General features: G+C 65.7%; 21 protein-coding genes and 2 pseudogenes. 9 read left to right on the forward strand and 14 right to left on the reverse strand.

Features of this window, described 5'->3' with window-relative positions:
* Positions 1–21: 21 nt before the first annotated feature.
* Entirely contained in the window at positions 22–675 is a 654-nt protein-coding gene (locus VF716_RS16445) for a dienelactone hydrolase family protein (RefSeq protein ID WP_013981515.1), read from the reverse strand.
* On the reverse strand, positions 672–1,340 hold the full coding sequence (locus VF716_RS16450) for a phosphoribosyltransferase (protein ID WP_013981514.1): 669 nt from the start codon (positions 1,338–1,340) through the stop codon (positions 672–674). Before VF716_RS16450 ends, VF716_RS16445 begins: the two co-directional genes overlap by 4 nt.
* 220 nt (positions 1,341–1,560) lie before the next feature.
* On the opposite strand from VF716_RS16450, the gene VF716_RS16455 reads away from it, so the two are divergent.
* From VF716_RS16455 to VF716_RS16465, 3 genes are all read left to right on the forward strand, one after another.
* Entirely contained in the window at positions 1,561–2,646 is a 1,086-nt protein-coding gene (locus VF716_RS16455; protein WP_017244089.1) for an ABC transporter substrate-binding protein, read from the forward strand.
* Positions 2,633–4,999 (forward strand): putative bifunctional diguanylate cyclase/phosphodiesterase, encoded by a 2,367-nt coding sequence (locus VF716_RS16460; RefSeq protein ID WP_017244090.1) that lies wholly within the window; start codon positions 2,633–2,635, stop codon positions 4,997–4,999. Before VF716_RS16455 ends, VF716_RS16460 begins: the two co-directional genes overlap by 14 nt.
* A 126-nt stretch (positions 5,000–5,125) precedes the next feature.
* Positions 5,126–5,605, forward strand: coding sequence for a BCAM0308 family protein (locus VF716_RS16465; protein ID WP_014595600.1), 480 nt, complete (start codon positions 5,126–5,128; stop codon positions 5,603–5,605).
* A 16-nt stretch (positions 5,606–5,621) separates the two neighbouring features.
* Here the strand turns inward: VF716_RS16465 and VF716_RS16470 are convergent.
* The 6 genes and pseudogenes from VF716_RS16470 to VF716_RS16495 all read right to left on the reverse strand — a co-directional run bounded on the left by VF716_RS16470 (position 5,622) and on the right by VF716_RS16495 (position 11,567).
* Positions 5,622–6,297, reverse strand: a pseudogene (locus VF716_RS16470) (DUF1028 domain-containing protein).
* Positions 6,298–6,367: 70 nt separating this feature from the next.
* Positions 6,368–6,709 carry a c-type cytochrome gene (locus VF716_RS16475; RefSeq protein WP_011911605.1) on the reverse strand — a complete coding sequence of 114 codons (342 nt, stop codon included), beginning with the start codon at positions 6,707–6,709 and terminating at the stop codon, positions 6,368–6,370.
* A 56-nt stretch (positions 6,710–6,765) separates the two neighbouring features.
* Positions 6,766–8,033: pseudogene (locus tag VF716_RS16480) on the reverse strand (PQQ-dependent sugar dehydrogenase).
* A gap of 152 nt (positions 8,034–8,185) precedes the next feature.
* On the reverse strand, positions 8,186–8,644 hold the full coding sequence (locus VF716_RS16485) for a DUF1456 family protein (RefSeq protein ID WP_011911603.1): 459 nt from the start codon (positions 8,642–8,644) through the stop codon (positions 8,186–8,188).
* 63 nt (positions 8,645–8,707) lie between these two features.
* Complete coding sequence (locus VF716_RS16490) at positions 8,708–10,096, reverse strand: sigma-54-dependent transcriptional regulator (RefSeq protein ID WP_011911602.1); 1,389 nt, start codon at positions 10,094–10,096, stop codon at positions 8,708–8,710.
* The gene (locus VF716_RS16495; RefSeq protein WP_111481885.1) at positions 10,089–11,567 is read right to left on the reverse strand and encodes a sensor histidine kinase; all 1,479 of its coding nucleotides are present in this window, start codon (positions 11,565–11,567) and stop codon (positions 10,089–10,091) included. Before VF716_RS16495 ends, VF716_RS16490 begins: the two co-directional genes overlap by 8 nt.
* A gap of 149 nt (positions 11,568–11,716) precedes the next feature.
* Here VF716_RS16495 and VF716_RS16500 point away from each other — a divergent pair, with 149 nt between their 5' ends.
* Positions 11,717–12,106 (forward strand): DUF4168 domain-containing protein, encoded by a 390-nt coding sequence (locus VF716_RS16500; RefSeq protein WP_013981505.1) that lies wholly within the window; start codon positions 11,717–11,719, stop codon positions 12,104–12,106.
* Between the two features lie 160 nt (positions 12,107–12,266).
* Here the strand turns inward: VF716_RS16500 and VF716_RS16505 are convergent, their stop codons facing one another.
* Positions 12,267–13,148, reverse strand: coding sequence for an alpha/beta fold hydrolase (locus tag VF716_RS16505; RefSeq protein WP_440552802.1), 882 nt, complete (start codon positions 13,146–13,148; stop codon positions 12,267–12,269).
* Between the two features lie 459 nt (positions 13,149–13,607).
* On the opposite strand from VF716_RS16505, the gene VF716_RS16510 reads away from it, so the two are divergent.
* Positions 13,608–14,054: a DUF2147 domain-containing protein gene (locus VF716_RS16510; RefSeq protein ID WP_013981503.1), complete on the forward strand. Its 447-nt coding sequence runs from the start codon at positions 13,608–13,610 to the stop codon at positions 14,052–14,054.
* An 83-nt stretch (positions 14,055–14,137) separates the two neighbouring features.
* On the opposite strand, the gene VF716_RS16515 is transcribed toward VF716_RS16510, so the two are convergent.
* Together VF716_RS16515 and dcuS are read right to left on the reverse strand one after the other, a co-directional pair.
* Complete coding sequence (locus tag VF716_RS16515) at positions 14,138–14,863, reverse strand: response regulator (protein ID WP_014595594.1); 726 nt, start codon at positions 14,861–14,863, stop codon at positions 14,138–14,140.
* Positions 14,860–16,467 carry a DcuS/MalK family sensor histidine kinase gene (dcuS, locus tag VF716_RS16520; protein ID WP_019407522.1) on the reverse strand — a complete coding sequence of 536 codons (1,608 nt, stop codon included), beginning with the start codon at positions 16,465–16,467 and terminating at the stop codon, positions 14,860–14,862. Before dcuS ends, VF716_RS16515 begins: the two co-directional genes overlap by 4 nt.
* A 266-nt stretch (positions 16,468–16,733) precedes the next feature.
* Here dcuS and VF716_RS16525 point away from each other — a divergent pair, with 266 nt between their 5' ends.
* A complete protein-coding gene (locus tag VF716_RS16525) occupies positions 16,734–18,047 on the forward strand; it encodes a 2-hydroxycarboxylate transporter family protein (protein ID WP_440552803.1) in 1,314 nt (437 codons plus the stop codon).
* A gap of 76 nt (positions 18,048–18,123) precedes the next feature.
* Here the strand turns inward: VF716_RS16525 and VF716_RS16530 are convergent, their stop codons facing one another.
* The 3 genes from VF716_RS16530 to thiI all read right to left on the reverse strand — a co-directional run bounded on the left by VF716_RS16530 (position 18,124) and on the right by thiI (position 23,531).
* Positions 18,124–19,761, reverse strand: a complete 1,638-nt coding sequence (locus tag VF716_RS16530; protein WP_279641167.1) for a methyl-accepting chemotaxis protein — start codon at positions 19,759–19,761, stop codon at positions 18,124–18,126.
* Positions 19,762–20,088: 327 nt separating this feature from the next.
* Positions 20,089–21,909 carry a translational GTPase TypA gene (typA, locus tag VF716_RS16535; RefSeq protein WP_011911593.1) on the reverse strand — a complete coding sequence of 607 codons (1,821 nt, stop codon included), beginning with the start codon at positions 21,907–21,909 and terminating at the stop codon, positions 20,089–20,091.
* A 167-nt stretch (positions 21,910–22,076) separates the two neighbouring features.
* Positions 22,077–23,531 carry a tRNA uracil 4-sulfurtransferase ThiI gene (gene thiI / locus VF716_RS16540; RefSeq protein WP_125856122.1) on the reverse strand — a complete coding sequence of 485 codons (1,455 nt, stop codon included), beginning with the start codon at positions 23,529–23,531 and terminating at the stop codon, positions 22,077–22,079.
* 340 nt (positions 23,532–23,871) lie between these two features.
* Between thiI and glnA the strand changes: the two genes are divergently transcribed.
* From glnA to VF716_RS16555, 3 genes are all read left to right on the forward strand, one after another.
* A complete protein-coding gene (glnA, locus tag VF716_RS16545) occupies positions 23,872–25,278 on the forward strand; it encodes a glutamate--ammonia ligase (RefSeq protein ID WP_108241358.1) in 1,407 nt (468 codons plus the stop codon).
* Positions 25,279–25,442: 164 nt separating this feature from the next.
* Entirely contained in the window at positions 25,443–25,997 is a 555-nt protein-coding gene (locus VF716_RS16550; RefSeq protein WP_108241357.1) for a DUF4124 domain-containing protein, read from the forward strand.
* On the forward strand, positions 25,994–26,623 hold the full coding sequence (locus tag VF716_RS16555) for a DUF4124 domain-containing protein (protein ID WP_125856123.1): 630 nt from the start codon (positions 25,994–25,996) through the stop codon (positions 26,621–26,623). Before VF716_RS16550 ends, VF716_RS16555 begins: the two co-directional genes overlap by 4 nt.
* Positions 26,624–26,635: the final 12 nt, after the last annotated feature.

The raw sequence follows: 26,635 nt of genomic DNA on the forward strand, positions 1-26,635 counted from the left end.
CGGGCGGTGACCGGCGTGCGGCTATACCAGGTGCCGCACGAACCAGTCGCCGGCCAGGCGCGCCACCTCTTCCAGCGTGCCGTGCTCCTCGAACAGGTGGCTCGCGCCGGGCACCACCACCAGCTGGTGCTCGCACTGCAGTCGTGCCGCGGCGGCACGGTTGAGCTCCAGCACCTCCAGGTCGCGGCTGCCGACGATGAACAGCGAAGCGGCGTGGACTCGTGCCAGTGACGGCTCGGCGAGGTCGACGCGCCCCCCGCGCGAGACCACTGCCGCGATGTCGGCTGGGCGGGAAGCCGCGGTGGTGAGGGCCGCGGCCGCACCGGTGCTGGCACCGAACAGGCCGATGCGCAGCTCGCGCAGCTGTGCATCGCTGCTCAGCTGATCGATCACGCCCGTCAGGCGTTGGCTGAGCAAGGGGATGTCGAAGCGCAGCTGGCGGGTGATCTCGTCGATGGGTTGCTCGTGCTTGGTCAACAGGTCGAACAGCAGGGTGGCCAGGCCCATTTCGTTGAAGCAGCGCGCCACGCTCTGGTTGCGTGGGCTGTGCCGGCTGCTGCCGCTGCCGTGCACGAAGACCACCAGTCCACGCGCCGCAGCCGGCACGCACAGGTCGCCGTGCAGGCGGGCCTTGCCGAGGGTGAAGCGCATCGGGGTCGCGGATGACTGGCTCATGCCGGCTGCCCTCCCCGGCTCCAGGCGCGCTGCAGCAGATCGACCACCAGGCGGTCCGGGGTCTGATCGAAGTTCTGGTACCAGCGGCCGATTGCATAGAGGTCATGGGGCATGTGCAGGCAGATGATGCGGTCGGCCAGCGGCTCCAGTTGCGCGACGCTGTCCGGAGCTGCCACCGGCACCGCCACGGTGATGCTCGACGGCTCCAGCTGGCGCACCGCCTTCACCGCGGCGCGCATGGTGGCGCCCGTGGCCAGGCCGTCATCCACCAGGATCACCGCACGCCCGGCGACCACCGGCCGCGGGCGGTCACCGCGATAAGCCTGTTCGCGGCGCTGCAACTCGTGGCTCTCCTGAGCGATGGTGCCGTCGATCTCGGCCCTGGAGGCGTGAACGTAGCGCACGATGTCCTCGTTCATCACCCGCACACCACCGCTGGCAATGGCGCCCATGGCCAGCTCGCGATTGCCGGGCGTGCCGAGCTTGCGTACCACCAGAATGTCCAGCTCCAGGCCCAGGCGTTGCGCCACCTCGAACGCCACCGGCACACCACCGCGCGGCAGCGCCAGCACCAGGGCATCGGTCCAGTCGCCTTCCTGCGCCAACCGCTCGGCCAGTGCCTCGCCTGCATGTATTCGATCGGGGAAAGGGATCATCAGGGTCATGGCCGGTTCCTCGCTACGCTGCCGAATGCATTGGAGTCTGGCTCAAGAATGGGAGGTCCGTCGGCCGCTGCGACAAACAACGCAGAACCGCCGCCGATCGGGGCGTAAGCGGCGGTCGACGAAAGGCATTGCCGTCATATGTCTGGCGCCATTAAAGTGCCAGCACTGCAACCATGCCGGGACGCCGGCTGGTTCGACCTCTGCCAGCGGAAGGATGCCCATGCCGAACAACAAAAAACCCCGGGTCGCCTGGTGCGTACGCAGCGCAGTGCTGATGACCGTGAGCCTGCTGTTTCCCTCTACCTCGCTGCACGCGGCACAAAGCCTGACGCTGCTGACCTGGGAGGAATACCTCAGCGAGGCGGTGATCGAGCGCTGGCAGGCCGAGACCGGGGTCGAGATCCAGCAGATCTTCTTCGACAGCGGCGACAAGCGTGACGAGATCCTCGCCAAACCCGACCACCAGATCGACATCGCCCTCACCGAGCTGATCAGCTCGTCGCGCTTCGGCGCGCGCAAACTGCTGGAGCCGATCGAGCAAGCCCGCCTGCCGGCGCTGCGTCATGTGGCCCGGCGCTGGCGCGACAGCTGCGGCCGTTACGCCGTGCCGTACCTGTGGGGCACGCTGGGCATCGCCTATCGCAGCGACCGCATCGAGCAGGCGCCACGCTCCTGGGCGGACCTGCTCAAACCGGCGCGACCGGACGAGCCGCACATCGTGATGATGGAAGACCACGAGGACATCCTCGCCAGCCCGTTGATCCTGCTCGGCCACTCGATCAATACCTCTGACCTCGACCAGCTCAAGGCAGCGTTCGAGCTGCTGCGCAGCCAATCCGAGGCAGTGCTCACCTACGAGTACGTGATCACCGCGCTGCGCAGCCAGCGGCATCTCGACCGCGCCGACATGGCGCTGGCCTACAGCGGCGACCAGCAGGTGCTCAACGCGGTCGAGGGCGTGCACGGCGAGCCCTGGCGCTACGTGGTGCCGGAAGAAGGCACACTGCTCTGGGTCGACTGCCTGTCGGTGCCGAGCAACAGCCCGAACCAGGCGCTGGCCTACCGCTTCCTGGACTTCCTCAACCGGCCCGAGATCGCCGCCCTGAATGCCGAGGACCTGGGCGTCGCCACGCCGAATGCCGCAGCCCGGGCGCTGCTGCCGGAGGACGTGCGCGCGGATGCGACCATCTACCCGCCAGAGGCGGTCCTGGCCCGCAGCCAGGTCTACGAGGAGCGGCCGCTGGAAGGCACGCAGACCCGGCGGCGCATCATCAGCGCACTGATCAACGCCCATGACGCTCGGTAAACGCGCGCTGCTGGTGATCTTCCCGGTCATTCTGATCATCCAGCTGGTTGCCTCGACCACCGCCTACCTGACCCAGCGCGCCTCGCTGCTGGGCCTGGAGCAGGCGCGTCTGGAGCAGCAGCTGTCGGCGCTGAAGTCGGCCTATCTGGACTACGAGGCGTTCAACCGCAGCGTGCTCTACTCGATCATCGACAGCGAGGCGTTGCTGCACTTCCTGCGCGAGTCGGACACCGCCTTTCGCAACGACACCCTCGGGCTTCGCCTGCAGCAAAGCATTCGCTCGCTGTCGAACACCGAACTGTCGTTCGTTTCCTTCGCCATCGTGCAGCCCGATGGCCAGCCGGCCTACTACTTCGAGAGCAGCCTGTCGCCGTTCGGCTCGATGGATGCCTCGCAGCAACGGATCGTCCAGCAGGCCCGGCAATCGGCTTCCAGCGCGACGATCTACCTCGAACAGGCCGATGGCGCTCCGCTGCTGGTCAACACCGACTTCGTCCTGCCGGCCAGCGGCAGTAGGCCGCTGCCGAGCCAGCGCGGTGAGGCCTTCGCCATCCAGCTGGCGGTACGCCCCGAGCGATTCATCAAGCTCAAGCGGGCACTGGAGAGCGAATACGGTGCGCCGGTGGAGATCGCCGACCAGCAGTTGCCGGTGGACGTCGGCCTGTCCGCCGAGATTCCGCTGTCGCGCTCGCTGCGCGCCCGCCTGACGCCGGCGCCGGACTACACCGCCGAGCGCCTGCAAAAGCTCGGGCTGGCCTTTCTCGCGGGCGGTTCGCTGATCGGCCTGCTGTCCATCGGGCTGCTGCTGTGGCTGATCCGCCGCTACATCACCACGCCCATCAGCCAGCTGGACGACCAGCTCACCGACCTGCTGCTGTGCAAACGCGCGGCCCTCGACGAGCCCAGCGACGGCGGCGAGATCGGCCGCCTGACGGTCAACATGAAGACCCTGCACGATCGCAGCACCGCCGCGCTGCAGCGCATCCAGGAGATCTCCTGGACCGACAGCCTGACGCAGATCAGCAACCGCGCGCACTTCGGCATGCTGGCCAACGCCATGTATGAACAATGTCTGCAGGAGGACAAGCGCCTGTCGCTGCTGTTCATCGACTTGGACAACTTCAAGCAGGTCAACGACCGCCACGGCCACGATGCCGGCGATGCCCTGCTGCGCCTGTTCGCCCAGCGCGCCCAGACGCTGCTGGAACGGCATCGCCAGCAGCATCCGCACACCTATTCGGCGTTCGCCCGGCTGTCCGGCGACGAATTCGCCATCCTCCTGCTGAGCGATGCCGAGCCCGGCCTCGACGCACTGTGCGACGCGCTGCTCGGCCTGTGCCGCGGCGGATTCCGCCTGGAGGAGCGCACCTACCCGGTCAGCCTCAGCATCGGCACCGCCTGCTATCCGGACGATGCCGACTCCATCACCCAGCTGCTCACCCGCGCCGACACCGCCATGTACCAGGCCAAGGCCGAAGGCAAGTGCATGGCGGTGGCATTCAGCAACGAGCTGGAACAGCGCAACGAGCGAATCCGCCTGATCGAGGACCAGCTGCGCGCACTGGACGGCGACAACCAGCTGCGGCTGGTCTACATGCCGGCACTCAACCGCGACGGTGCGGTGGTCAGTTGCGAAGTGCTGCTGCGCTGGCATTCGCCGGTGCTGGGCACGGTCTCGCCCGCCGAGTTCATCCCCATTGCCGAGCGTGCCGGGCTGTTCCCGAAGATCGACAGCTGGGTCATCGACCACGCACTGGCCGAGTACCCGCAGCTGGTGCGGCTGTTCGGCGAGCAGGTGATCCTGGCGATCAACGTGTCCTCCGCGCAGCTGGCCGACGACCGCATCTGCCGCTATCTGGCCGAGCGCGCCGCCCATCACGGGGTGGCCCCGGGCAGGATCGAGATCGAGCTGACCGAGACCTACGCGGCCGAGCTGAACAAGGACACCATGGCCGTGGTGCAGGCAATTCGCCGGGCCGGCTTTCGCGTCGCCATCGACGATTTCGGCGTCGGCTACACGTCGATCCAGCAATTGCTGGAGTACCCGGCCGACACCATCAAGCTGGACATGGCGATCATCACGCGGCTGACACGGCCGGACATGCAGCACAGCCTCAGCGCCCTGGTCGCCTTCTGCCATGCCCAGGGCAAGCGGGTGAATGCCGAAGGCGTGGATGACATGGAGAAGCAGTCGGCGCTGCTGCAGGCCGGTTGCGACCTGTTCCAGGGCTACCTGATCTCTCCGCCACGGGCATTGCCGGCACTGGAAGACTGGATGGCCGTGCGCAACCGCGCCCAGGTTGCGCTGCGCCTGGAGCAGCTGGCGCCGCGGGTGGTGCCGCAACCCTTATGAGCGAGTCGCGCGAGCCCTTGCGCGACCGATCATCGCAACCGGCGGCCGCCACGTCCCGCAGGCGGAAGAGCGCGGTGGCCTGATCTACGCTGCAAAGGCACCCTCCCGATCATTGAGGCCTTTGCCATGGACAAGACGCGCGACAAGCTTCTACAACCCGAACACCACGACCCCTACCTCAAGGCGTGGCACCAGCGCAGCGACACCCTCTGCCCACGATGCGGCGCCGCCTACCAGGCCGGACGCTGGACCTGGCACGGCCTGGTCGATGCGAGCAACGCCCAGGAAGCCCTCTGCCCTGCCTGCCAGCGTATCGCCGAAGACGTGCCGGCCGGCACCATCAGCCTGCGTGGTGCGTTCGTCAAAGCGCATGCCGACGAACTCAGCGGACTGATCCGCAACACCGAAGAAAAGGAAAAGGGCGAACATCCGCTCGAGCGCCTGATGGCCATCAGCGACCAACCCGATGGATTGCGCGTGACCACCACCGGCCTGCACCTGGCTCAGCGCATCGGCCACGCCCTGGAAGCCGCCTACGACGGCGATCTGAAGATCCTCTACGACGGTGAAGCGTATTACGTCGACGTGCACTGGCTGCGCGACTGAGCCTGCAAACCCCGGCTCAGATGGTCTCCTCGCCGGCCGCCCCGGCCGGATTGGCGCGGGTCGGCATGGCGAGGATTTCCGGCACCACCTCGCGGGCGAACACCTCGTGCAGCCGGCGCAGCTCGGCGAAGGGGTCACGATGATGGTCGACGCGGATATCCCACAGCGGGTATTGCTCCTGGTCGACCACATACACCGTCGCCGAGGATTCGCCATGGCGGTCGCCACCCTCGGCGTCGCCAGCTGCCAGCGCGGCCATCAACCGCTCCACCAGCGGCAGCTGCACGCTGCCGACATAGGCTTCACAAGCCGCCTCCAATACCTCCCCGCCCCTTGAGCCGGTTGCCCTGCACGCAGAACTGCTCGCCGGCGATGGAGCCGGCCCAGGGCAGGCAGCGCTCGCCGGTCCAGCAGGCGGTGCGCCCGCTACTGTCGATGACCGCGCACTGGCGCAGCTCCATGCACGGATCGGTGCGCCGCAGCCGCTCGAGCACTTCGCCGGCCGGACTGAACTCGCGCAGGAAGCGCAGGCCATCGATGCCCAGGTACGGATTGATCTGCGCCTGAGTCGCCACCGCGCCCACACGTGCCGCCGCGTGGGTCAGCAGCTTGCCCACGGCAGGCATGGCGGTGGCGGCGGCGACACCGATCTGCCCGGTGCGCGGGCAGCGGGCGACGATGGAAAAGGTCATGGGCGTGCTCTCTGGACTGGTCGCACGTTAGGCCGATGCCGAGGGGCAAACGTTCAGGCGGCCCCGTGTTTCATTCCGGCAGCTCGACACTGACCTTGATCGAGGAATACCAGCGCGTCACCGCGGCGATGTCGTCATCGCCCAGCCCCGCAGCGATCACGCTCATTTGCGGATGCTTGCGCTCGCCGGAGCGGAACGCCTGCAGCTGGCGGGCCAGGTAGAGCTCGCCGTTGCCGGCCAGGTTAGGTGCGTCGGCGACCTTGGCGAGGCCGTCGATGCCATGACAGGCGGCGCACATCTTCGCCTTGGCCTTGTCCGCCGCAAGGTCGGCGGCCTGCAGCGACGGCGCCAGGCACAACAGCAGCGGCAGCGCGCAGCACAGGCGCCGGCGCGAATCGGAAACGATGGGCATGCGGTACTCCTCGGATGGACGCCGGGCCGCGGCAAGGCACGGCCCGGCGCGGCGGCTCACTTGCCCTGGTAGGAGATGCGATAGATGGCGCCGGCGGTGTCGTCACTGACCAGCAACGAGCCATCCTTGAGCTGCGCGACATCGACGATGCGGCCGTAGTACTCGCCGGTTTCCTCGTCCAGCCAGCCTTCGGCGAAGGGCACCGTCTCGCCGGACGGACCGCTGCCATCGGCCGCAAACGGCGTGAACATCACCCGCGCACCCGCCGGCACGGTGCGGTTCCAGCTGCCGCGCTGGGCGCTGAAAAGCCCGCCGCGGTACTGCTCGGGAAACTGCTTGCCGGTGTAGAAGGTCAGGCCCATGTCGGCGGCGTGGGCAATGGTTTCCACCACCGGCGGGGTCAGGCCTTCCGGCGGCGTTTCGTCGGCGTACTCGTTGGTACGCACCTGGCCGCCGCCGTACCAGGGCATGCCGAACTTCATTCCGGCCTTGGGTGCACGATTGATCTCGCCTGGCGGCGTGTCGTCGCCCATACCGTCGACCTGGTTGTCGGTGAACCAGAGCTCCTTCGTCGTCGGGTGATAGGTGATGCCCACCGAGTTGCGCACGCCGGTGGCGTAGACCTCGCGCTTGCTGCCGTCGCGCTCCATGCGCACGATGCCGCCGATGCCGTGCCGCTCGTACAGCTCCAGCTTGTCCTTGGGCGGCACGTTGTGCGGCTGGCCGAGGGAGATGGTGAGCTTGTTGTCCGGGCTGATGGCACAGACCCGCGCGCCGTGGTTGTAGCTCTCTTCATCCTTGGGGATCAGCTCGCCGGTCGGCACCACGATGTCCGCCGCCACGTCCGGCCCCTCGTAGAAGAACTCGGCGGCCGGGAACACCAGCACGCGGTTGTGCTCGGCGACGAAGAGAAAGCCGTCCGGGCTGAAACAGGGGCCAGGCTGGGTGAAGGAGATCGCCGGGGCGAAGCGCTTCACCTCGTCGGCGGTGCGGTTCTTGGTGCGATCGGTGACCGCCCACAGGTCGGTCTTGCGGGTGCCGACGAAGACCACTCCGCTGGACGGCCCGACTGCCATATGGCGGGCATCGGGCACTACGGCGTAGAGGTCAATGCGAAACCCTTCGGGCAGCTTGATGCGTTTGAGGTTCTCGCGGATGGCATCGGCGGTGGGGCCGTCCTGGGCAATGGTCTTCATGTCCAGGGACTGGCGGTGGTCTTCATCGAGCGCATGCGCTCCAGGGCTTCGTCACTGGTCGGCGCCGCGATGGCAGCGGCGCAGCTCAGCGCAAGCAGGGCGCTCAGGGTCAGGCGGAAGGTCTTCATGGCACGCACCTCGGGGCACCGCCACAGGGGGCGGTCATCTTGTTGTTATGGCGTTCCCGGCGCCGAGCTGCGCACCGGGCATGCGGCTAGCTGCCTGCTTCAGCGTAGCGGCCGCCCGGCCATTTACCACTCGAGGTGCCCTGCGGTGCAGCTCAGCCCTGGCGCAGCGAAAGCCCCTTGAGGAAATTGCGCAGCAGCTGGTCGCCGCAGGGCCGATAGTTGCTGTGCCCGGGCTTGCGGAACAGTGCGCCGAGCTCGGATTTCGACAGCTGCAGATCGGCGGCATGCAGGATCGCCTGCAGGTCTTCGTCGCGCAGCTCGAAGGCCACCCGCAGTTTCTTCAGGATCTGGTTGTTGCTGACCGGCAGTTCCAGCGGCGGTGCCGGGCGGCTTTCATCCTTGCCACGCTTGAAATAGATCAGCCCGTCGAGAAAACGCGCCATCGCCTCGTCGGGGCATTCCTGATAGCCGTCCTCGTCCTCGCGGCTGAGCCAGGCGCGAACCTCGGCCTCGGCAACCGTGCAACCACCCAGGGCCGCGATTTCGGCCATCTGCGCATCGCTGACCTTGAGGGTGTAGCGCAGGCTGCGCAGGACGTCGTTGTTGAGCATGTTCGCTCCTCACTGGGAAAAGGCCGGCAGTGTGCGCCTTCGGGCGCCCTGCGGCGAGCCCGATCAGCCTTCCTCGCGCTCGCCGAGGCGTCTGTACAGCGTGCGCCGTCCGATGCCGAGCAAGGCCGCCGCGCGGCGCTTGTTGCCATCCACCAGCTTGAGCACGTGCTCGATATAACGCAGTTCCAGCTCTTCCAGGGTCGGCAGCAACGGGCCATCGCTGAGCTCGGCGAGCAGCTCGGCCCCGGCGCTGCGGGCCTTGTCGTCACGGTAGCTGGCGATGCGGCTGGGCAGGTGCTCCAGCTCGATGCTGCGCCCGTGGCAGAAGGTCACCGCCCGCTCGATGGCGTTCTGCAGCTCGCGCACGTTGCCCGGGAACGGATAGCGGCGTAGCTGCTCCAGCGCCGCCGGCGCGATGCCGCGCACCGGCCGTCCGCCGCGTGCGGCAAAGTGGGCGACGAAGCCGGCGGCCAGCAATTCGAGGTCCTCCTCGCGATCACGCAACGGCGGCACCTGCAGAATGAAGGTTTCCAGACGGAAGAACAGGTCTTCGCGGAACGCCTCGCGCCCGGCCTCGGTTTCCAGCGGGCGATTGCTGGCGGCGATGATGCGCACGTCCACGCTGAGTTCGCGCTCGGCACCCACCGGGCGGATCGTGCCTTCCTGCAGCACGCGCAGGAGCTTGGCCTGCAGCGGCAGCGGCATCTCGCCGATCTCGTCGAGAAAGAGCGTACCGCCGTCGGCCTGTTGGAACAGCCCCTTGTGCGCGCGATTGGCGCCGGTGAAGGCACCGGCGACATGGCCGAAGAACTCGCTTTCCAGGAGCTCGGCCGGCAACCCGGCGCAGTTGATGGCCAGGAACGGGCCGCCGGCGCGCTCGCTCTCGGCGTGCACCGCCCTGGCCACCAGTTCCTTGCCGGTGCCGCTCTCACCGATCACCAGTACCGGCCCTTCGGCACGGGCGAGCTGGCGGATCTGGTCGAACAGCCCGCGCATCACCCGGCTGCGTCCGAGCATGCCGTGGAAGCGATCATCGCTGAGCAGCTGCTGAAAGCGCCGCACTTCGTCGCGCAGGCGCCGCGTCTCCAGCGCGCGGCCGACCGCCAGGGCGAAGTGCTCGAGGTCCAGCGGCTTGGTGAGGAACTCGTCGGCGCCTTCCTTGAGCGCCGCCACCGCCTGCTGAATGCTGCCGAACGCGGTGATCACCAGAAAGGCCGGTGCCGCCTGCATGCTCTTCACCCGCCGCAGCAGCGCCATGCCGTCAGCGCCGGGCAGGCGCAGGTCGCTGACCACCAGCGCCGGCTCCCAGCTTTCCAGGGAACCCACCGCCTCCTCGGCGCTGGCCAGCGCGCGCACCTGCAGCCCGCGATCCTCCAGCTCCTCAACCAGCAGCTGGCGCAGGCTGTCATCGTCCTCGACCAGCAGCACACGCTCCTGCACCGCGTCAGTCATGATTCTCCTCCTCGCTCAATGGCAGCGCGATGCGAAATGCCGCACCCGGCAGCCGGCCGTGGACCAGCTCGATACGCCCGCCGCACTCGCTGACCACCCCATGGGCCACAGCCAGGCCGAGGCCGCTGCCTTCGCCCACCGCCTTGGTGGTGAAGAACGGCTCGAACAGCGCTCCGCGATGGCTTTCAGTAATGCCCGGGCCGTCATCCTCGACCTGCATGAACAACTCGCGACCGTCGCCCCACCAGCTCAGCCGTACCTCGCCTCCCGGGCTGGCCTGGGCGGCGTTGCGCAACAGATTGGTCAGCGCCTGCTCGAAACGCGGCGGGTCGACCCGGCAATGCAGTGTCTGCGGCGGCGCCTGCAGCTGCAGGCGGACTTCGAGCACGGCCAGCTCGTCGGCCACCGCCGCAGCGGCCGAATGCGCCAGCACCTCGGCCGGCACACGGCGCGGGGGTGAGCCGGCGGCCCGGCCGAAATCCAGCAGCTGACGGACGATCGCGCTAAGCCGCGCCACCTGCTGGCGAATCTGCAACAGCGCGCGGCGATGGCTTTCGGCCAGCTCGTCGTCGCGCAACACCCGCTGCGCCTTGCCATCGATCACGCTCAGCGGGCTGCCCAGCTCGTGGGCCACGCCGGCTGCCAACCGCCCCACTGCCGCCAGCTGCTGGCTCTGACGCAGGCGCGCCTGCAACTGCTCCTCGCGGGCCTGCTGCTCGGCGACCTGGCGTTCGGCGGCGGCGATGCTGTCGAGCATCTGGTTCAGCGCGCCGGACAGCACCATGATCTCCTGCGGCCCGCTGCGCGGTGCACGATGCTCGCGGTCGCCGGCCGCGACCCGCGCCATGCTACGCGCCAGCTGCTGCAGGTGCTTGCCCACGGCCGAACGGTGGCCAAGCAGGATCACCACCAGCGCCACGCCGGCCAGCAGCCCACCCAGCCCGGCAGCGATCAGCCGCAGGCGACGGATGTCGCGTTCGAAGTCACCCCAGCGCCGGGTCACCTGCAGCAGGCCATTGATCTGCCCACCGCTCTCTTCCAGCGGAACGAAATAGGAATACACCGGGCGACCGTTGATGCGCTGGTACTCGCCGGTCAGCTCGCCGCCTTCGGTGAGCTGCTGAATCGCCGACGCATCCTGATCCGGCTCCACCGCACCGGCATAGGCAGCCAGCTTGCCGTCACGGTCGTAGACGTAGGCGCCATAGACGCGGCCGACGCCAAGCACCGATTCCAGCACCTGCTGCAGGGTGCGCTCATGGTTCTTCTCCAGGCTGGCGCTGAGCGGCAGGCGCACCGCCCGCGCCACCAGCTCCACCTCGGCCTGCAGCCGCCGCTCGCTGTTGCGCTCCACCGTCCAGAGCACGACCGAACTGAAGCCGAACATGATTGCCATGAGCGGCACGATGACCTTGAGCAAGAGCGCGCCGCGCAGGCTGGCTGGCCGCTGCCAGAGTGATACATGTGTCATACCGGCACACTACAGACCGCTGCCCGACAGGTCCACCGCACCCCGACGAAACGAAAAATGCCATTCAAATCAATGACATGAATTTTTATCTAAAAGCTGGCACGGCTACTGCACCAGCGAACCCGTCTTTAACCGAAGCAGGAATGAACATGACCCAGCACAACGCTCGTCTCGCCTTCGCCGGTATCTTTTCGCTGTTCCTCGGCCTGGCCGCCCCCCTCGCATCGGCCCAATCAGCCAACCCGGCACCCGCTGCCCAGCCCGCCGCTGGCGCGCAAACGCAGCAGTTCAGTGAAAAGAAACTGGAAAGCTTCGCCGAGTCGCTCGGCGAGATCATGCAGATCCGTGAGGAGTTCACCGGCAAGCTGCAACAGACCGAAGACGCCAACAAGGCCCGCGACCTTCAGCAGCAGGCCAACGAGAAAATGCTTGGTGTGATAGAGGAAAACAACATCAGCATCGAAGAATATAACGCCATCAACGAAGCCGTGCAGACCGACCCGGAGCTGCGCAACCGCGTGATTGCGATGATGCAGTAAGCCGTCCCGGCGCTGCTGCCAGAGCAGCTCGCCCGAACGATCGGAGCCCCGTCCGGCCGATGCCGGCGGGGCTCTTTGGGTTTTGGATAACGACAACCTGATACGCCACGCTTCAACAGCGGCGTGCTTCGAGAAGCGTTGGGCAGAGGTGCGGCGGCGGTCACCGCCCGTGCAGTCCCTGCCTGAAGGCAAAGTAGTGTTCGAGCACCCGCTCTGGCGCCTCGACCTGCGGGTAGTGACCGATGCCCTCCAGCAGCACGGTGTCGGGCGCGGGAATCAGCTCGCGGTAGCGGGCCACCATGTGCGCGCCGGAGATCGGATCGGCCGCGCCGTCGATCACCCGCATCGGCACATCGCAGCGCTGCATGGCCGCCACCCAGCGCTCGCGTTGCGCGACCCGCTCCGGCATGTAGCGGATCAGCCGGTGCATCACCGCAGGTCCGTTGCCTTCGGCGATCAGTCGCCAGTAATCGTCCAGTTCAGCATCGCTCGGCTGCGTCTGCGCACCGAACACCCGGCCGAACGTCGCCCCTAGCGTACGCCGCGAGAACAGCCTGCCCAGCAGAAAGCCGAACGGGCCGAGCAGCAGTTTCTGCATCCGCACCGGATGATGGGTTTCAGGGAACAGCCCGCCATTGAGGAACACGCAGCTGGCCAGCGTGATGCGCCCTTCACAATGCCGCGCCAGCAGCTCCTGGGCGACGCTGTCGCCATAGTCATGTGCCAGCACATGGATCGCACCGCCGATACCCAGCTCCACCAGCAGTGCCTGCTGCAGGTCAGCCTGTTCGATCAGGCTGTAGGTGTGCCCGCGCGGCTTGGCCGAATAGCCGAAGCCGAGCATGTCGCAGGCAATCAGCCGGTAACGCGCCGCCAGCGGCTGCCAGACCTTGTGCCAGTCCCAGCTGGCGGTGGGAAAGCCATGGATCAACAGCAGCGGCTCACCTTCGCCGGCCGTCCAGTAGCGAATGCGCTTGCCGCCGAACGAGAATTCGCGAGCGTTCGCGCGCCACGTGTCCAGTGCCATGCCTTCGGTGCTCATACGCGGTAGCTCGCGTCACTAATGCCAGCGCTCCCCGGCACGCCCGCGCCTGCGGCCGTGCCCTTCCAGGTGAAGGCAGTAACCGGCCGAAAACCAGCAGGCAGACCAATACGGGGCTGCCCCTCGATAGAGGTCTTTTCGTTGAGATGAAGCGGATGCAGCGTAAGGGCGACGGTCACGAGGGTTTCTCTTCTTGTTCTGGCGACGGAACAGTCTAGCGGTACGGAATGGCATGCAGACTCGCGCTGCCGGCCAGCTTAGTGGCCCCGCGAGTCAGCCACGCGCGCAGGCGTGACATCGCCTTCACCGCCATTTGGTCTCAGCCATGCCGAACCCAGCCGAAACAGGACGACTAAAAGGGCGTATGTGACGAGAACCAACCGGTCAGCCGGCAAGCCGCAACCGGGCTGTATCGCCGGTGATAGAGTCGGTGCCACCTATTCGATCATTGGAGAAACCATGCGCCCATTGTTCAACGCCCTGCTGCTGGCCCTGCCGCTCGCATTCTCTTCGCTGGCCTCAGCCGCCGACTCGCCCGCCGGGCGCTGGCAGACCATCGACGACGAAACCGGCAAGCCCAAGTCCATCGTCGAGATCCAGCAGGCGGCCGATGGCAGCCTGACCGGCAAGGTGGTGGAAATCCTGCAGTCGGACCATGGCCCGAACCCGCTGTGCACCGAGTGCGAAGGCGAGCGCAAGGACCAGCCCATCACCGGCATGACCATTCTCTGGGACCTCAAGCCGGACGGCGAGCAGGTCTGGAGCAACGGCACCATCCTCGACCCGGCCAAGGGCAAGACCTACCGCTCCAAGGCCAGGTTGCTGGATGGCGGCAACAAGCTGGAGGTACGCGGCTACATCGGCATCGAGGCGCTGGGTCGCAGCCAGACCTGGGTGCGCCAGTAAAGCCACCGCCGCCCCGGCTGGCCATGCCGCGGGTCGGGCGTCTTCAACGGGCTAGCCGGCTGGCGGGCCGGCGACAGCCACCGTCAGCCCTGTGCCAGCCGCTGCAGCGCAACACGGTCGAGGCAGCGATAGCGGAACGACGGCCGGCCGATCTGCCCGTAGTGGAAGGATTCCTCCAGCAGCTGCGCGTCCGTGAGGTGCTTGAGGTACTTGCGCACCGAGACGCGGGACATCCCGGTGGCGGTCAGCAGGTTTTCGCTGGTGAAACTATCTTCCTCCAGCGCCAGGATCGCCTGCGCCACCTGGGCCAGCGATGCCGGCGTCAGCCCCTTGGGCAGGTCACCGGGACGACGCACGTCCGCCGCGGCAGGCTGGCCGAACAGCCGGTCGATGTCGCCCTGGCCGAGCTGTTCCGGCAACCGCGATAGCGCATCACGGGCGCGCCGGCAGCTCTCCACGGCATCGCGGAAGCGTTCGAAGCTGAACGGTTTGACCAGGTAATCCCGCGCGCCGAGGCGCTGGGCGGCACGTACCGTCTCGATCTCCGATGCCGCAGTGATCAACACGGCATCGGTGTTGCGGTCCTCGGCACGCAGGTAGCGCAGCACCTCGAGGCCGGAGCGGTTGCGCAAGTAGACGTCGAGCAGCAGCAGGTCCACCGTCTCGTTCGCCAGCAGTTCGAGTGCCGCCGGCACGCTGGCACACTGGCCGACCAGCTCGATGCCGTCGAGACGGGCCAGATAGTCCACGTTCAGGCGCATGACCATCGGGTCGTCCTCGACGATCAGCACGCGCAGGGCGGTTTTCATGGTGTTCCCTCCGTGGCGGCGGTGCGATAGGGCAGCTCGACCTCGAACAGGCTGCCGCGGCCCGCTTCCGAGTAGACCGCCAGGGTACCGCCCCAGGCGTCGACCTGTTCGCGCACCGCGGCCAGACCGATGCCGCGCCGCTCGCCCTTGGTCGATACACCGCGCTCGAAGATCTGCTCGCGCACCTCGGGCTGGATGCCGCCGCCGCTGTCCTGTACGTGCAGCGAGAGCAGCGCCTCGTCGTAGTCGAGGGTCAGGCTGACACGCTGCTCGGCCTGCTCGGCGACGGCCTCGAAGGCGTTCTCCAGCAGGTTGCCGAGGATGGTCACCAGGCCGTGGATCCGTTCCGGCGCGGCGGCCGGCACCGGATGTTCGACCTCCACCTGGAAAACGATGCCGCGCTCGCGGGCTTCGCTCTGCTTGCCCAGCAGGAAGCCGGCCAGGACCGGTTCGCCGATGCCCTCCACCAGCGCCGTGGCGGGCGCCAGCTGGTGATCGGCGAGGTCGCGCAGGTAGGCGCGCAGCGCATCCAGATCACCCATCTGCGCCAGCCCGAGCAGCACGTGCAGCTTGTTCTTGAACTCGTGGGTCGCCGCGCGCAGCGCTTCGGCATAGCGGCTGACGCCAGTCAGCTGTTCGGCCAGCGCGTTGACTTCACTCTTGTCGCGGAAGGTGGCGATGGCCCCGATCACCCGGCCCTGGTGACGAATCGGCGCGCGGTTGGCAAGGATGGCCAGGCCGTTGAGGCTGAACTCGCGATCCAGCTGCTCGCTGGCGCTGGCCAGCACTTCGGGCAGGCCGCTGGTGGGCAGATACTCGGCGATCGGCCGCCCCAGCGGAGGCTTGCCCAGCCCGGTGCTAACCAGCAGGCGCTCCGCCGCCGGGTTGACCAGGGTGATGCGCGCCTGATCGTCGACCGCCAGCACGCCCTCGCGTACCGAGGCCAGCATCGCCTGGCGCTCTTCCACCAGGCGGGTGATTTCATAGGGCTCCAGCCCCAACAGCACGCGCTTGATATAGCGCGCCAGCAGGTGCGCGCCGAGCACGGTCAGCAGCATCAGCACGAGCACGCCGACCACCACGTCGCGCCGATGCTCGCTGAGCAGCTCACCAAGGGAGGCCAGGGTCACACCGACCGATACCGCGCCGAGCACGTCGCCCTGTGCGTCCAGCACCGGAGCAAAGCCGCGGATGCTGGTACCCAGGCTGCCTTCGGCGCGCGAACTGTAGGTTTCGCCGGCCAGCGCCGGGCCTTCATCGTCACCGCGAAAGGCCTGGCCGATGCGTGCCGGTTCCGGATGGGTGAGGCGCAGGGCATGCCGATCCATTACCACGATGAAATCGACCCCCAGCCGCTGGCGCAGATCGTCGATATCGCGTTGCAGCGGGTTGTCGGCGGTGAAATCCATGGTCATCCCGACCAGCGCCTGGCGCACGTCGTCACGCGCCGCAACGCTCTGTGCGACGTTGGTCACCCGCGCGGCCTGGCCTTCTTCGAGGGTGTCCTGCAGCTGGACGTTGAACAGCCAGAGCGCAAGACCGAGGGCCAGCACCAGCATGACGGCGACCAGCAGCGAGATCAGGGTGTTCAGGCGCAGGCGCAAGGTCGTTCTCCAGTGGCTGAGCGGCGCTCAAGGGCCGCGATAGAGGGCTGGATCGAGCCAGCGGGGCGCCGGCGGGTCAAGCTCGGCGGCGCTTTTTTTAGTTTCGTAATGCTTTTTTAACTTCGCCAAACATTGGCCGCGATGCATCTCTGCTTAAGGTAGCCGCGCACGGTTGTCCGGCTGTGCACGTCCGCCCGCATCGGGCGCTATCGCAACCATGACCCGTACGCGCGCCGCCTGGCTGCCGCGTTCGAAGGAGTACAACAATGAATCGGACCCCGTTGAGCACTGCCGTGCCTGACTGCAACCCGTCCCTGTCCGTGTTTTCCCAGCGCATCTTCAATCTGCCGCTGCCACTGTTCGCCATCGCCCTGCTCGTCATGGTCGCCGCCATCGCTACCGATACCCTGCCCAGCGGGATGATCGGCGCGCTGCTGGTGATGATGCTGCTAGGCGAATTGCTCGGCTTTGCCGGCGACCGCTTGCCGATCATCAAGACCTACCTGGGCGGCGGCGCGATCCTGGCGCTGTTCGGTGCCGCGGCCATGGTCTATTTCGGCTGGCTGCCCAAGGCGGTGGCGGACGACGTCGCCAGCTTCATGAAGGGCGGCGGCTTTCTCGACTTCTATATCGCCGCGCTGATCACCGGCAGCATCCTCGGCATGGACGCCAAGGTGCTGGTCAAGGTCGGCTCGCGCTATGCGCTGCCGCTGCTCTGCTCGGTGCTGTTCGCGGCGCTGTTCGCCATGGCCGTGGGCGCGCTGCTCGGTTTCTCGCCGCAGGATGCGGTGGTGGTCATCGCCATGCCGATCATGGGCGGCGGCATGGGTGCCGGTGCGGTACCGATGAGCCAGATCTACGAGCAGCTGCTCGGACAGCCGGCCAGCTACTACATCTCGATCCTGGTGCCGGCCCTGGCCCTGGGCAATGTCTTCGCGATCATCATCGCCGGAATGCTCAACGGCCTGGGTAATCGCTACCCGTCACTGACCGGCAACGGCCAGATGATGCCGGGCGTGGATGTCAGCGACAAGGAAGGCCCGATCACCCTGCCGGCGCTGGGCATCGGTCTGGTCGCGGCACTGAGCTTCTTCATCGCCGGGCAGATCCTCGGCAAGTTCGTGCCGTTGCATCCCTATGCGCTGATGATCGTGCTGGTGGCGCTGCTCAAGATCAGCAACCTGGTGCCCGAGTCGATCAACGACGCCGCCTCCCAGTGGTTCCGCTTCGTCGCGCGCAACTGGACCTTCGCCCTGCTGTTCGGCATCGGCGTGGCCTTCACCGACCTCGGCCAGGTGATCGACGCCATCTCGCTGACCTATGTGCTGATCGTCTTCGCCGTGGTTGCCGGTGCGGCGTTCGGCGCCGGCCTGGTGGGCAAACTGGTGGGCTTCTATCCGATCGAGTCGGCCATCACCGCCGGCCTGTGCATGGCCAACATGGGCGGCACCGGTGATGTCGCGGTGCTCTCCGCCGCCCGGCGCATGTCGCTGATGCCCTTCGCGCAGATCTCCTCGCGCCTGGGCAGTGCATTGATCCTGCTGATTTCCAGCGTCGTGGTGCCGCTGTTCTTTACCTAACCGGCATTCCAGATCGTCGGAAAGTGAAAAGCCCCGGCCTTGTGGTCGGGGCTTTTCTGTTCAGCCAACGGGGTCGTCAACCGCGGAAGTAGTTGACCTTGCGATTCAGCTCCTCGGCGAGCAGGGTCAGGTCCTGGCTGGAAGACGCCACCTGGTTCGAGGCGGCGGAACTGGCGACGGTGGAGTCGTGGATACGCGTGACACTCTGATTGACCTCTTCCGCCACTGCGCCCTGCTCCTCGGAAGCCGTCGCGATCTGCGCGTTCATTTCGTTGATCGAACCCACTTCCTGACGAATCTTGGCCAGCGCATTCTCCGCCTGCAGCGTCTGCTCGACGGTCTGCTGCGCCAGCTGCTTGCTCGACTGCATCACCTCCACCGCTCTGCCGGCGCCAGCCTGCAGCGAGGCGATCATCTCGCTGATTTCGCTGGACGACAGCTGCGTGCGGTTGGCCAGCGAGCGCACCTCGTCGGCCACCACTGCGAAGCCGCGACCATGCTCGCCGGCACGCGCCGCCTCGATCGCCGCATTGAGCGCGAGCAGGTTGGTCTGCTCGGCGATGGCGGTGATGACCTGCAAGATCTTTTCGATATCGCCGCTTTGCGCCGAGACCTGGTTGACGGTTTCGGTCGCGCTTTCCAGCACTTTGGCCAGGTTATGGATGGAGACGGCTGTTTCGCCGACGATTCGCGTTCCGGTCTCGACCTGCTCGTCGGCGCTCCTCGCCGCTGCGGCGGCACGGGCAGCGAAGCTCGCCACCTCGTTCACGGTCGTGGCCATCTGATTGATCGCCGTGGCCACCTGCTCGGCCTCGGCCGACTGATGCTGGATCTGCTGATTGCTGTTCGCCGACGAGGTACGCAGCTCGCCCGAAGCGACACCGACGCCGTCGGCGGCAGCGCGCACCTCGGCAATAATCGCGGTGAGGCGGCTGGCCATCTTGGCGGTCGCCCCCATGACGCTGTCCGGGTACGGGGTGACGATTACCTGGCCGAGATCGCCATTGGCCAGGTTGCCGATCACGCGGGCCACCTCGTCGGGCTCGGCGCCGAGGGTCGAGCGCAGCTTGCGGATGATTACGACGGCAATGGCTACCCCGAGCAGAACCGCCACGCCAGTCACCGCGACGATGAGCGCGAGGAAGCCGCTGGCGGTTTCCCGGACCACGGCCACGTCCTGATTGATGCTCGCTTCCTGGTGATCGATGAATGCATTGATCAGTCGCAGCCATTCGGTATAGGCCCCGGCGACATTGTCCAAGAGGAATTCGTGGGCACGCGCCGAATCCTCGCTGAAGCGCAGTTCGACCACCTGCTGGGTCAGCGCATTGGTCTTCGCCTCGATGGTCTCGATCTGCTGCATCAGCTGCTTTTCTACGGTATCGGCGGAGGGCTGCGCGAGCATCGTCTTCATCGGCGCCGCCGAGTCAGCATACAGCTGCGCCAGGCGCTCGATCTCCGCCACCTGCCCGCGAGCGAACGCGGGATCAGCAGCACTGACGGCGTCGCGCACGGCAATCGCGCGGTCGTGCACGCTGCCACGGAAGTTGATCGCATAGCGTTGTTTCAGACCAGCCTGCGAGCTGATCTGACTCATGCTCCGGTCTATGACGTCGACTTTGAGCGCGCTGACCACGGCGACCGCCACCATCAACGCCAGAATCACGAAAAATCCCAGGCCCAGACGCATGGAAACCGACATCTGCTTGTTCATCGAACACTCCCTTTGCGAGGCTGCTCGGCAGCCAATCGGTCAGTCATCGAGGACCCGGACACATTTGCACCGAGCCAAAACTTGTACAACATCATGTCATTGTGACATTACTTGTACAAGTTTTATTGCCGCCTGGACGGGCGCTAACTGCTGGCGATGAGCCCGGCTGATAGGAATCTGGCTAAGCGATACTGCTGCAAAAGGGTTGTACAACTTTCAATGCAACGTCCTCACAGATCCCGGCGCCGCTGCGCTGGCCGATGTGCGGCGTGCGTGAAAACGCAAAAAGGCGCCCGAAGGCGCCTTTTTGCAGCTTCGCAACGGGGATTACACCTTGCTGCGCTCGTAACGCTTGCGGTCGTTCTCGTTCAGCATCTTCTTGCGCAGACGGATCGATTTCGGCGTCACTTCCACCAGCTCGTCATCAGCGATGAATTCCAGCGCCTGCTCGAGGGTGAACTTGATCGGCGGAACCAGGGCGATGACCTCGTCCTTGCCGGACGCGCGCATGTTGTCGAGCTTCTTGCCCTTGGTGGGGTTGATCACCAGGTCGTTGTCACGGCTGTTGATGCCGCACAGCTGGCCTTCGTAGATGTCCTGGCCGGGCTCGAGGAACAGCTTGCCGCGAGCCTGCAGGGTTTCCAGCGAGTAGGTCAGTGCGGTACCGGTGGCCATGGAGACCAGCACGCCGTTCTGGCGGTTGGTGACTTCGCCGGCCTTGATCGGGCCGTAGTGGCTGAAGGTCGAAGTCAGGATGCCGGTACCCGAGGTCAGGGTCAGGAAGTTGTTGCGGAAACCGATCAGGCCGCGCGCCGGGATGGTGTACTCCAGGCGGATGCGACCCTTGCCGTCGGGGATCATGTTGGTCAGATCGCCCTTGCGCAGGCCCATCTGTTCCATCACCGGCCCCTGGTGCTGCTCCTCGATGTCGATGGTGACGTTCTCGTAGGGCTCCTGCTTCTCGCCGGCCTCGTTCTCGATGATCACCACTTCCGGGCGGCCGACGGCCAGCTCGAAGCCTTCGCGGCGCATGGTTTCGATCAGTACCGACAGGTGCAGCTCACCACGGCCGGAGACCTTGAACTTCTCCGGGCTGTCGCCCTGCTCGACACGCAGCGCCACGTTGTGCAGCAGTTCCTTGTCCAGACGGTCCTTTATGTTGCGGCTGGTGACGAACTTGCCTTCCTTGCCGGCGAAGGGCGAGTCGTTGACCTGGAAGGTCATGGACACGGTCGGCTGGTCGACGGTCAGCGGCGGCAGCGCCTCGACGGTGTTCTGGTCGCAGAGGGTGTCGGAGATGTACAGCTCGTCCATGCCGGATACGCAGACGATGTCGCCGGCGGTGGCTTCCTGGACTTCCACGCGCTGCAGACCGGAGTGACCCATGATCTTCAGGATACGGCCGTTACGCTTCTTGCCGTCGGCGCCGATGGCGGTCACCGGGCTGTTGGCCTTGATGGTGCCGCGAGCGATGCGGCCGATACCGATCACACCGAGGAAGCTGTTGTAGTCCAGCTGGGAGATCTGCATCTGGAACGGGCCGTCGACGTCCACCTTTGGCGCCGGAACATGGTCGATGATGGCCTGGAACAGGGCATCCATGTTGTCGTCCATGTTCTCGTGGTCCATGCCGGCGATGCCGTTCAGGGCACTGGCGTAAACGATCGGGAAGTCCAGCTGCTCGTCGCTGGCGCCGAGGTTGTCGAACAGGTCGAAGATCTGGTCGATGACCCAGTCAGGACGCGCGCCCGGACGGTCGATCTTGTTCACCACCACGATCGGACGCAGGCCGGCCTTGAACGCCTTCTGGGTCACGAAGCGGGTCTGCGGCATGGGGCCGTCCTGGGCGTCGACCACCAGCAGTACGGAGTCCACCATGCTCATCACGCGCTCGACTTCACCGCCGAAGTCGGCGTGGCCGGGTGTGTCGACGATGTTGATGTTGTAGCCGTTCCACTTCAGTGCGGTGTTCTTGGCCAGGATGGTGATGCCGCGTTCCTTTTCCTGGTCGTTGGAGTCCATCACGCGCTCGTTTTCCGCTTCTTTGCGGTCCAGGGTGCCGGACAGGCGCAGCAGCTTGTCGACGAGGGTGGTCTTGCCATGGTCGACGTGGGCGATGATGGCGATGTTGCGAAGATTCTCGATCACTGATTCGTTTCTCTGTAGATGGCTTCGAGCTCGGGCTGGAAGCTGGGAATAGTCCGGACGACGTCAGGCTGTCCGATTGGTTACGACTGGGGCCTTGCGATCAGCAGCGGTCGGGAGGGCGGTGGCGAATGCTGCCACCCAATAGCCCCGGCTGTTTCACCGATGCGTCAGGCCGGACGATAGACGCGAACATTTACATGCCCCTCGCTCAGCAGATGGTGAGCATGCAGGCGGCTCATGACACCTTTGTCGCAATACAGCAGGTACTGGCGGTTTTCATCCAGTTCCTTGAAACGGTTGTTCAGCGCGTAGAACGGCAGAGTCTGAACTTCGATGCCGGACAGTTCGAGGGGTTCGTCCTCGGTGGCATCGGGGTGACGAATGTCGAGGATGACCTGGCCGGCCATCGCCTCGCTGACTTCCTCGACCTTGATGTCTTCGCCCAGCTCGTCGATCACCCGGTCGATCGGTACCTGACGGGCACTGGCCAGAGCGCGCTCGAGGATGGCCATGTCGAACTGCTTTTCCTCGTGCTCGACGCGATAGCGCTTGGCGCGGGTGGTGGGGTTCTTGGAGATCACGCCGCAGTACTCGGGCATGTTCTTGGCGAACTCGGCGGTGCCGATCTGGAAGGCGGTGTCGATGATGTCCTGCTTGTGGCTGGCGATCAGCGGGCGCAGCACCAGCATGTCGGTGGCCGAATCGATCACCGAGAGGTTCGGCAGGGTCTGGCTGGACACCTGGGAAATCGCCTCGCCGGTGACCAGTGCGTCGATGTGCAGGCGCTCGGCGATCTCGGTCGAGGCGCGCAGCATCATGCGCTTCAACACCACGCCCATCTGGCTGTTGTCGACCTTCTGCAGGATTTCGCCGACCACTTCCTCGAACGGCACGCTGATGAACAGCACGCGGTGCGAGCTGCCGTACTTCTTCCATAGATAGTGGGCCACTTCCATCACGCCCAGCTCATGGGCGCGGCCGCCGAGGTTGAAGAAGCAGAAGTGGGTCATCAGGCCGCGACGCATCATCTGGTAGGCGGCAACGGTGGAGTCGAAACCACCGGACATCAGCACCAGGGTCTGCTCCAGCGCACCCAGCGGATAGCCGCCGATGCCATCGTGCTGCTCATGGACGACGAACAGGCGCTGGTCGCGAATTTCCATGCGCACCTCGATCTCCGGTGCCTTCAGCGAGATGCCGGCGGCACCGCACTGCTGACGCAGCTGGCTGCCGACATGGCGCTCGACATCCATGGAGCTGAACGAGTGCTTGCCGGCGCGCTTGCAGCGCACGGCGAAGATCCTGCCCGGCAGGCGCTCGGCGTAATGCGCCTTGCACCTGGCGACGATGTCGTCGAGATCACCCAGCGGATATTCGTGCACTTCCAGACAATGGGCGATGCCGGGCGTGCAGCGCAGGCGCTCGATCATCTCGCGCAGCGGCTTGGGCTCGCTGAGCGCGGTTTCCACCTCGATGTTGTCCCACACGCCTTCGACCCGCACCTCGGGGTCGAGCTCGCGCAGCACGGTGCGGATGTTCTTCGCCAACTGGCGAATGAAGCCCTTGCGCACCGGCGGGCTCTTGATGGTGATTTCGGGAAAAACCTTGACGATCAGCTTCATGGAAACAGCGCGGGTGCCGGTATGGCTGGAAAAGAGGGGCGCGGAGTATAGCGGAAACTGCTCAAGATTTAATCGCTTTCTTTGAGGCCGGGCGCCGCGCACCAAAACAATGCGCAGCCACGACCGCTCGCACCATTAACGCGCACGCTTTGGCCATGACGACTAGCATTTAGCACGGCCAAACGCCGCGGCAGCGCTGTTGCGGGCCTGCAGTCCCAAGAAGGAGCACTGGCATGCAATTTGCTCCCTTGTGAGGCAGGTCGCCTTGGCGGAACATCGCCGCCCGGCTTCACCCTGATTCGGAAGCTCACTGTCACGCTTCCACCACTTGGAGAACACCATGTCGAAGTCGCTTCAACTGATCAAAGATTACGATGTGAAGTGGATTGATCTGCGCTTCACCGATACCAAAGGCAAGCAGCACCACGTCACCGTCCCGGCTCGTGATGCCCAGGATGAAGACTTCTTCGAGCACGGCAAGATGTTCGACGGTTCGTCCATCCATGGCTGGAAAGGCATCGAAGCCTCCGACATGATCCTGATGCCGGTCGACGAGACCGCGGTACTCGATCCGTTCACCGAAGAGCCGACCCTGATCCTGGTCTGCGACATCGTCGAGCCGAGCACCATGCAGGGCTACGACCGCGACCCGCGCTCCATCGCCAAGCGCGCCGAGGAGTTCCTCAAGTCCACCGGCATCGGTGACACCGTATTCGTCGGCCCGGAGCCGGAGTTCTTCATCTTCGACCAGGTCAAGTTCAAGTCGGACATCTCCGGCTCGATGTTCAAGATCTACTCCGAGCAGGGCTCCTGGATGACCGACCAGAACGTCGAAGGCGGCAACAAGGGCCACCGCCCGGCCGTCAAGGGCGGCTACTTCCCGGTTCCGCCGTGCGACCACGACCACGAAATCCGTACCGCCATGTGCAACGCCATGGAAGAGATGGGCCTGGTCGTCGAAGTGCACCACCACGAAGTGGCCACTGCCGGTCAGAACGAAATCGGCGTGAAGTTCAACACCCTGGTCGCCAAGGCTGACGAAGTTCAGACCCTGAAGTACTGCGTGCACAACGTCGCCGACGCCTACGGCAAGACCGCGACCTTTATGCCGAAGCCGCTGTACGGCGACAACGGTTCGGGCATGCACGTACACATGTCGATCTCCAAAGACGGCAAGAACACCTTCGCTGGCGAAGGCTATGCCGGCCTGTCCGAGACCGCTCTGTACTTCATCGGCGGCATCATCAAGCACGGCAAGGCGCTGAACGGCTTCACCAACCCGTCGACCAACTCCTACAAGCGTCTGGTCCCGGGCTTCGAAGCACCGGTCATGCTGGCCTACTCGGCGCGCAACCGCTCGGCCTCGATCCGTATTCCGTACGTTTCCAGCCCGAAAGCCCGTCGTATCGAAGCGCGCTTCCCGGACCCGGCTGCCAACCCGTACCTGTGCTTCGCTGCACTGCTGATGGCTGGCCTGGATGGCATCCAGAACAAGATCCATCCTGGCGATGCCGCCGACAAGAACCTGTACGATCTGCCGCCGGAAGAAGGCAAGCTGATCCCGCAGGTCTGCGGCAGCCTGAAGGAAGCCCTGGAAGAGCTGGACAAGGGCCGCGCGTTCCTGACCAAGGGCGGCGTGTTCTCCGACGAGTTCATCGATGCCTACATCGAGCTGAAGTCCGAGGAAGAGATCAAGGTGCGCACCTTCGTGCACCCGCTGGAATACGATCTGTACTACAGCGTCTGATCCAGTTCGCGTGACAGGAAGGCCACCCTCGGGTGGCCTTCTTCGTTTCTGCCCGGCGACCGTGATCCGTGCAGCTTGTCACGCCTCGCAAATCGCAGCGATCGTGCTTGCCTGAAGGCCGTTGCAGTGCAAGGCTTCGGCAGTCAAACTCCGCGGAGCCTCCCATGCGTAGCGCCCTGTTCAGCCTGCTGTTCATCCTCAGCGTCCCGGCCTTCGCCGAGATCTACAAGTACACCGACGCGCAAGGCAATACGGTGTTCACCAACCAGCCGCCGGAAGGCGTGCAGGCCGACACGGTGGACCTGCCGCCGGCCAACACCGTGAACATCCGCACGCCCGAGCCGCCGCCTCCTCTGCCGGACCGTCAGCAGAACCAGCAGGCGCCCTACCAGACGCTGATGCTGAGCGGCATTCCCGACGCCGAGGCACTGCGCGCCAACAACGGCACCTTCGTCGTCAGCGCCCTGCTGGAACCGCCGCTGCAACCGGGCCATACCTTGCGCTTCATGCTCGATGGCATCCCTCAGGCCGCCGCCAGCGCGGCCACGTCCCTGCAACTGAATAATGTCGAACGCGGCGACCATCGCCTGCACATCGAGGTACTGAGCGGCGAGCGCATCATCCAGCGCAGCGAGCCGGTGTTGTTCACCGTGCAGCGGGTCAATACCTCGAGCCCCGCACTGCGTCCGCCGCCACCGAAGCCGAGACCTGCTCCTTGAGCATCCTTCGCAACGTCACAACCATCCTGCTGCTCGGCACCGCCCTGCCTGCGCTGGGCGGCATCTATTCCTACACGGATGCCGAGGGCAACCGGGTCTTTACCGACCGACCTAGCGGCCAGGCAGTGGAAGAGGTGCAGCTGAAGCCCTCCAACAGCATGGCAACTCAGCCGACAACCGCCCCGCGTACGGTCCAGCCGCCGAAGCAGCAGGCGGCGGCCATCCGCTATCAGCTGCAGATCCTCAGCCCGGCCGCAGACGAGGCGATCCGCAACAACGCCGGCACGGTCAGCGTCACCGTAGAGGCCGAGCCCGCGCTGCAGCCCGGCCATTTCTACCAGCTGCTCCTCGATGGCGAGCCATTCGGCGCCCCAGGCGAACAGACTTCCTTCGCCTTGAGTAACGTCGATCGTGGCACCCATCAGCTGGCGGTGGCTGTCGTGGATGAACAGGAGCGCGTGCTGCAACGCACCGCGAATCAACCCTTTCACCTGATCCGCACCTCGCTGGCCCAGCGGCGCATGGTCAATCCTTGCCAGAAGGCCGATTACGGCGTTCGCCCGGAATGCCCGCTAAAGGACAAGCCGGTGGAAAAACGCGACATTCCCTTCGTGCCCTTTCTATGATCATGGGGTGCA

Source organism: Stutzerimonas sp. Brlt_14 (assembly GCF_051948915.1).
GTDB classification, from domain to species: Bacteria; Pseudomonadota; Gammaproteobacteria; order Pseudomonadales; family Pseudomonadaceae; genus Stutzerimonas; species Stutzerimonas stutzeri.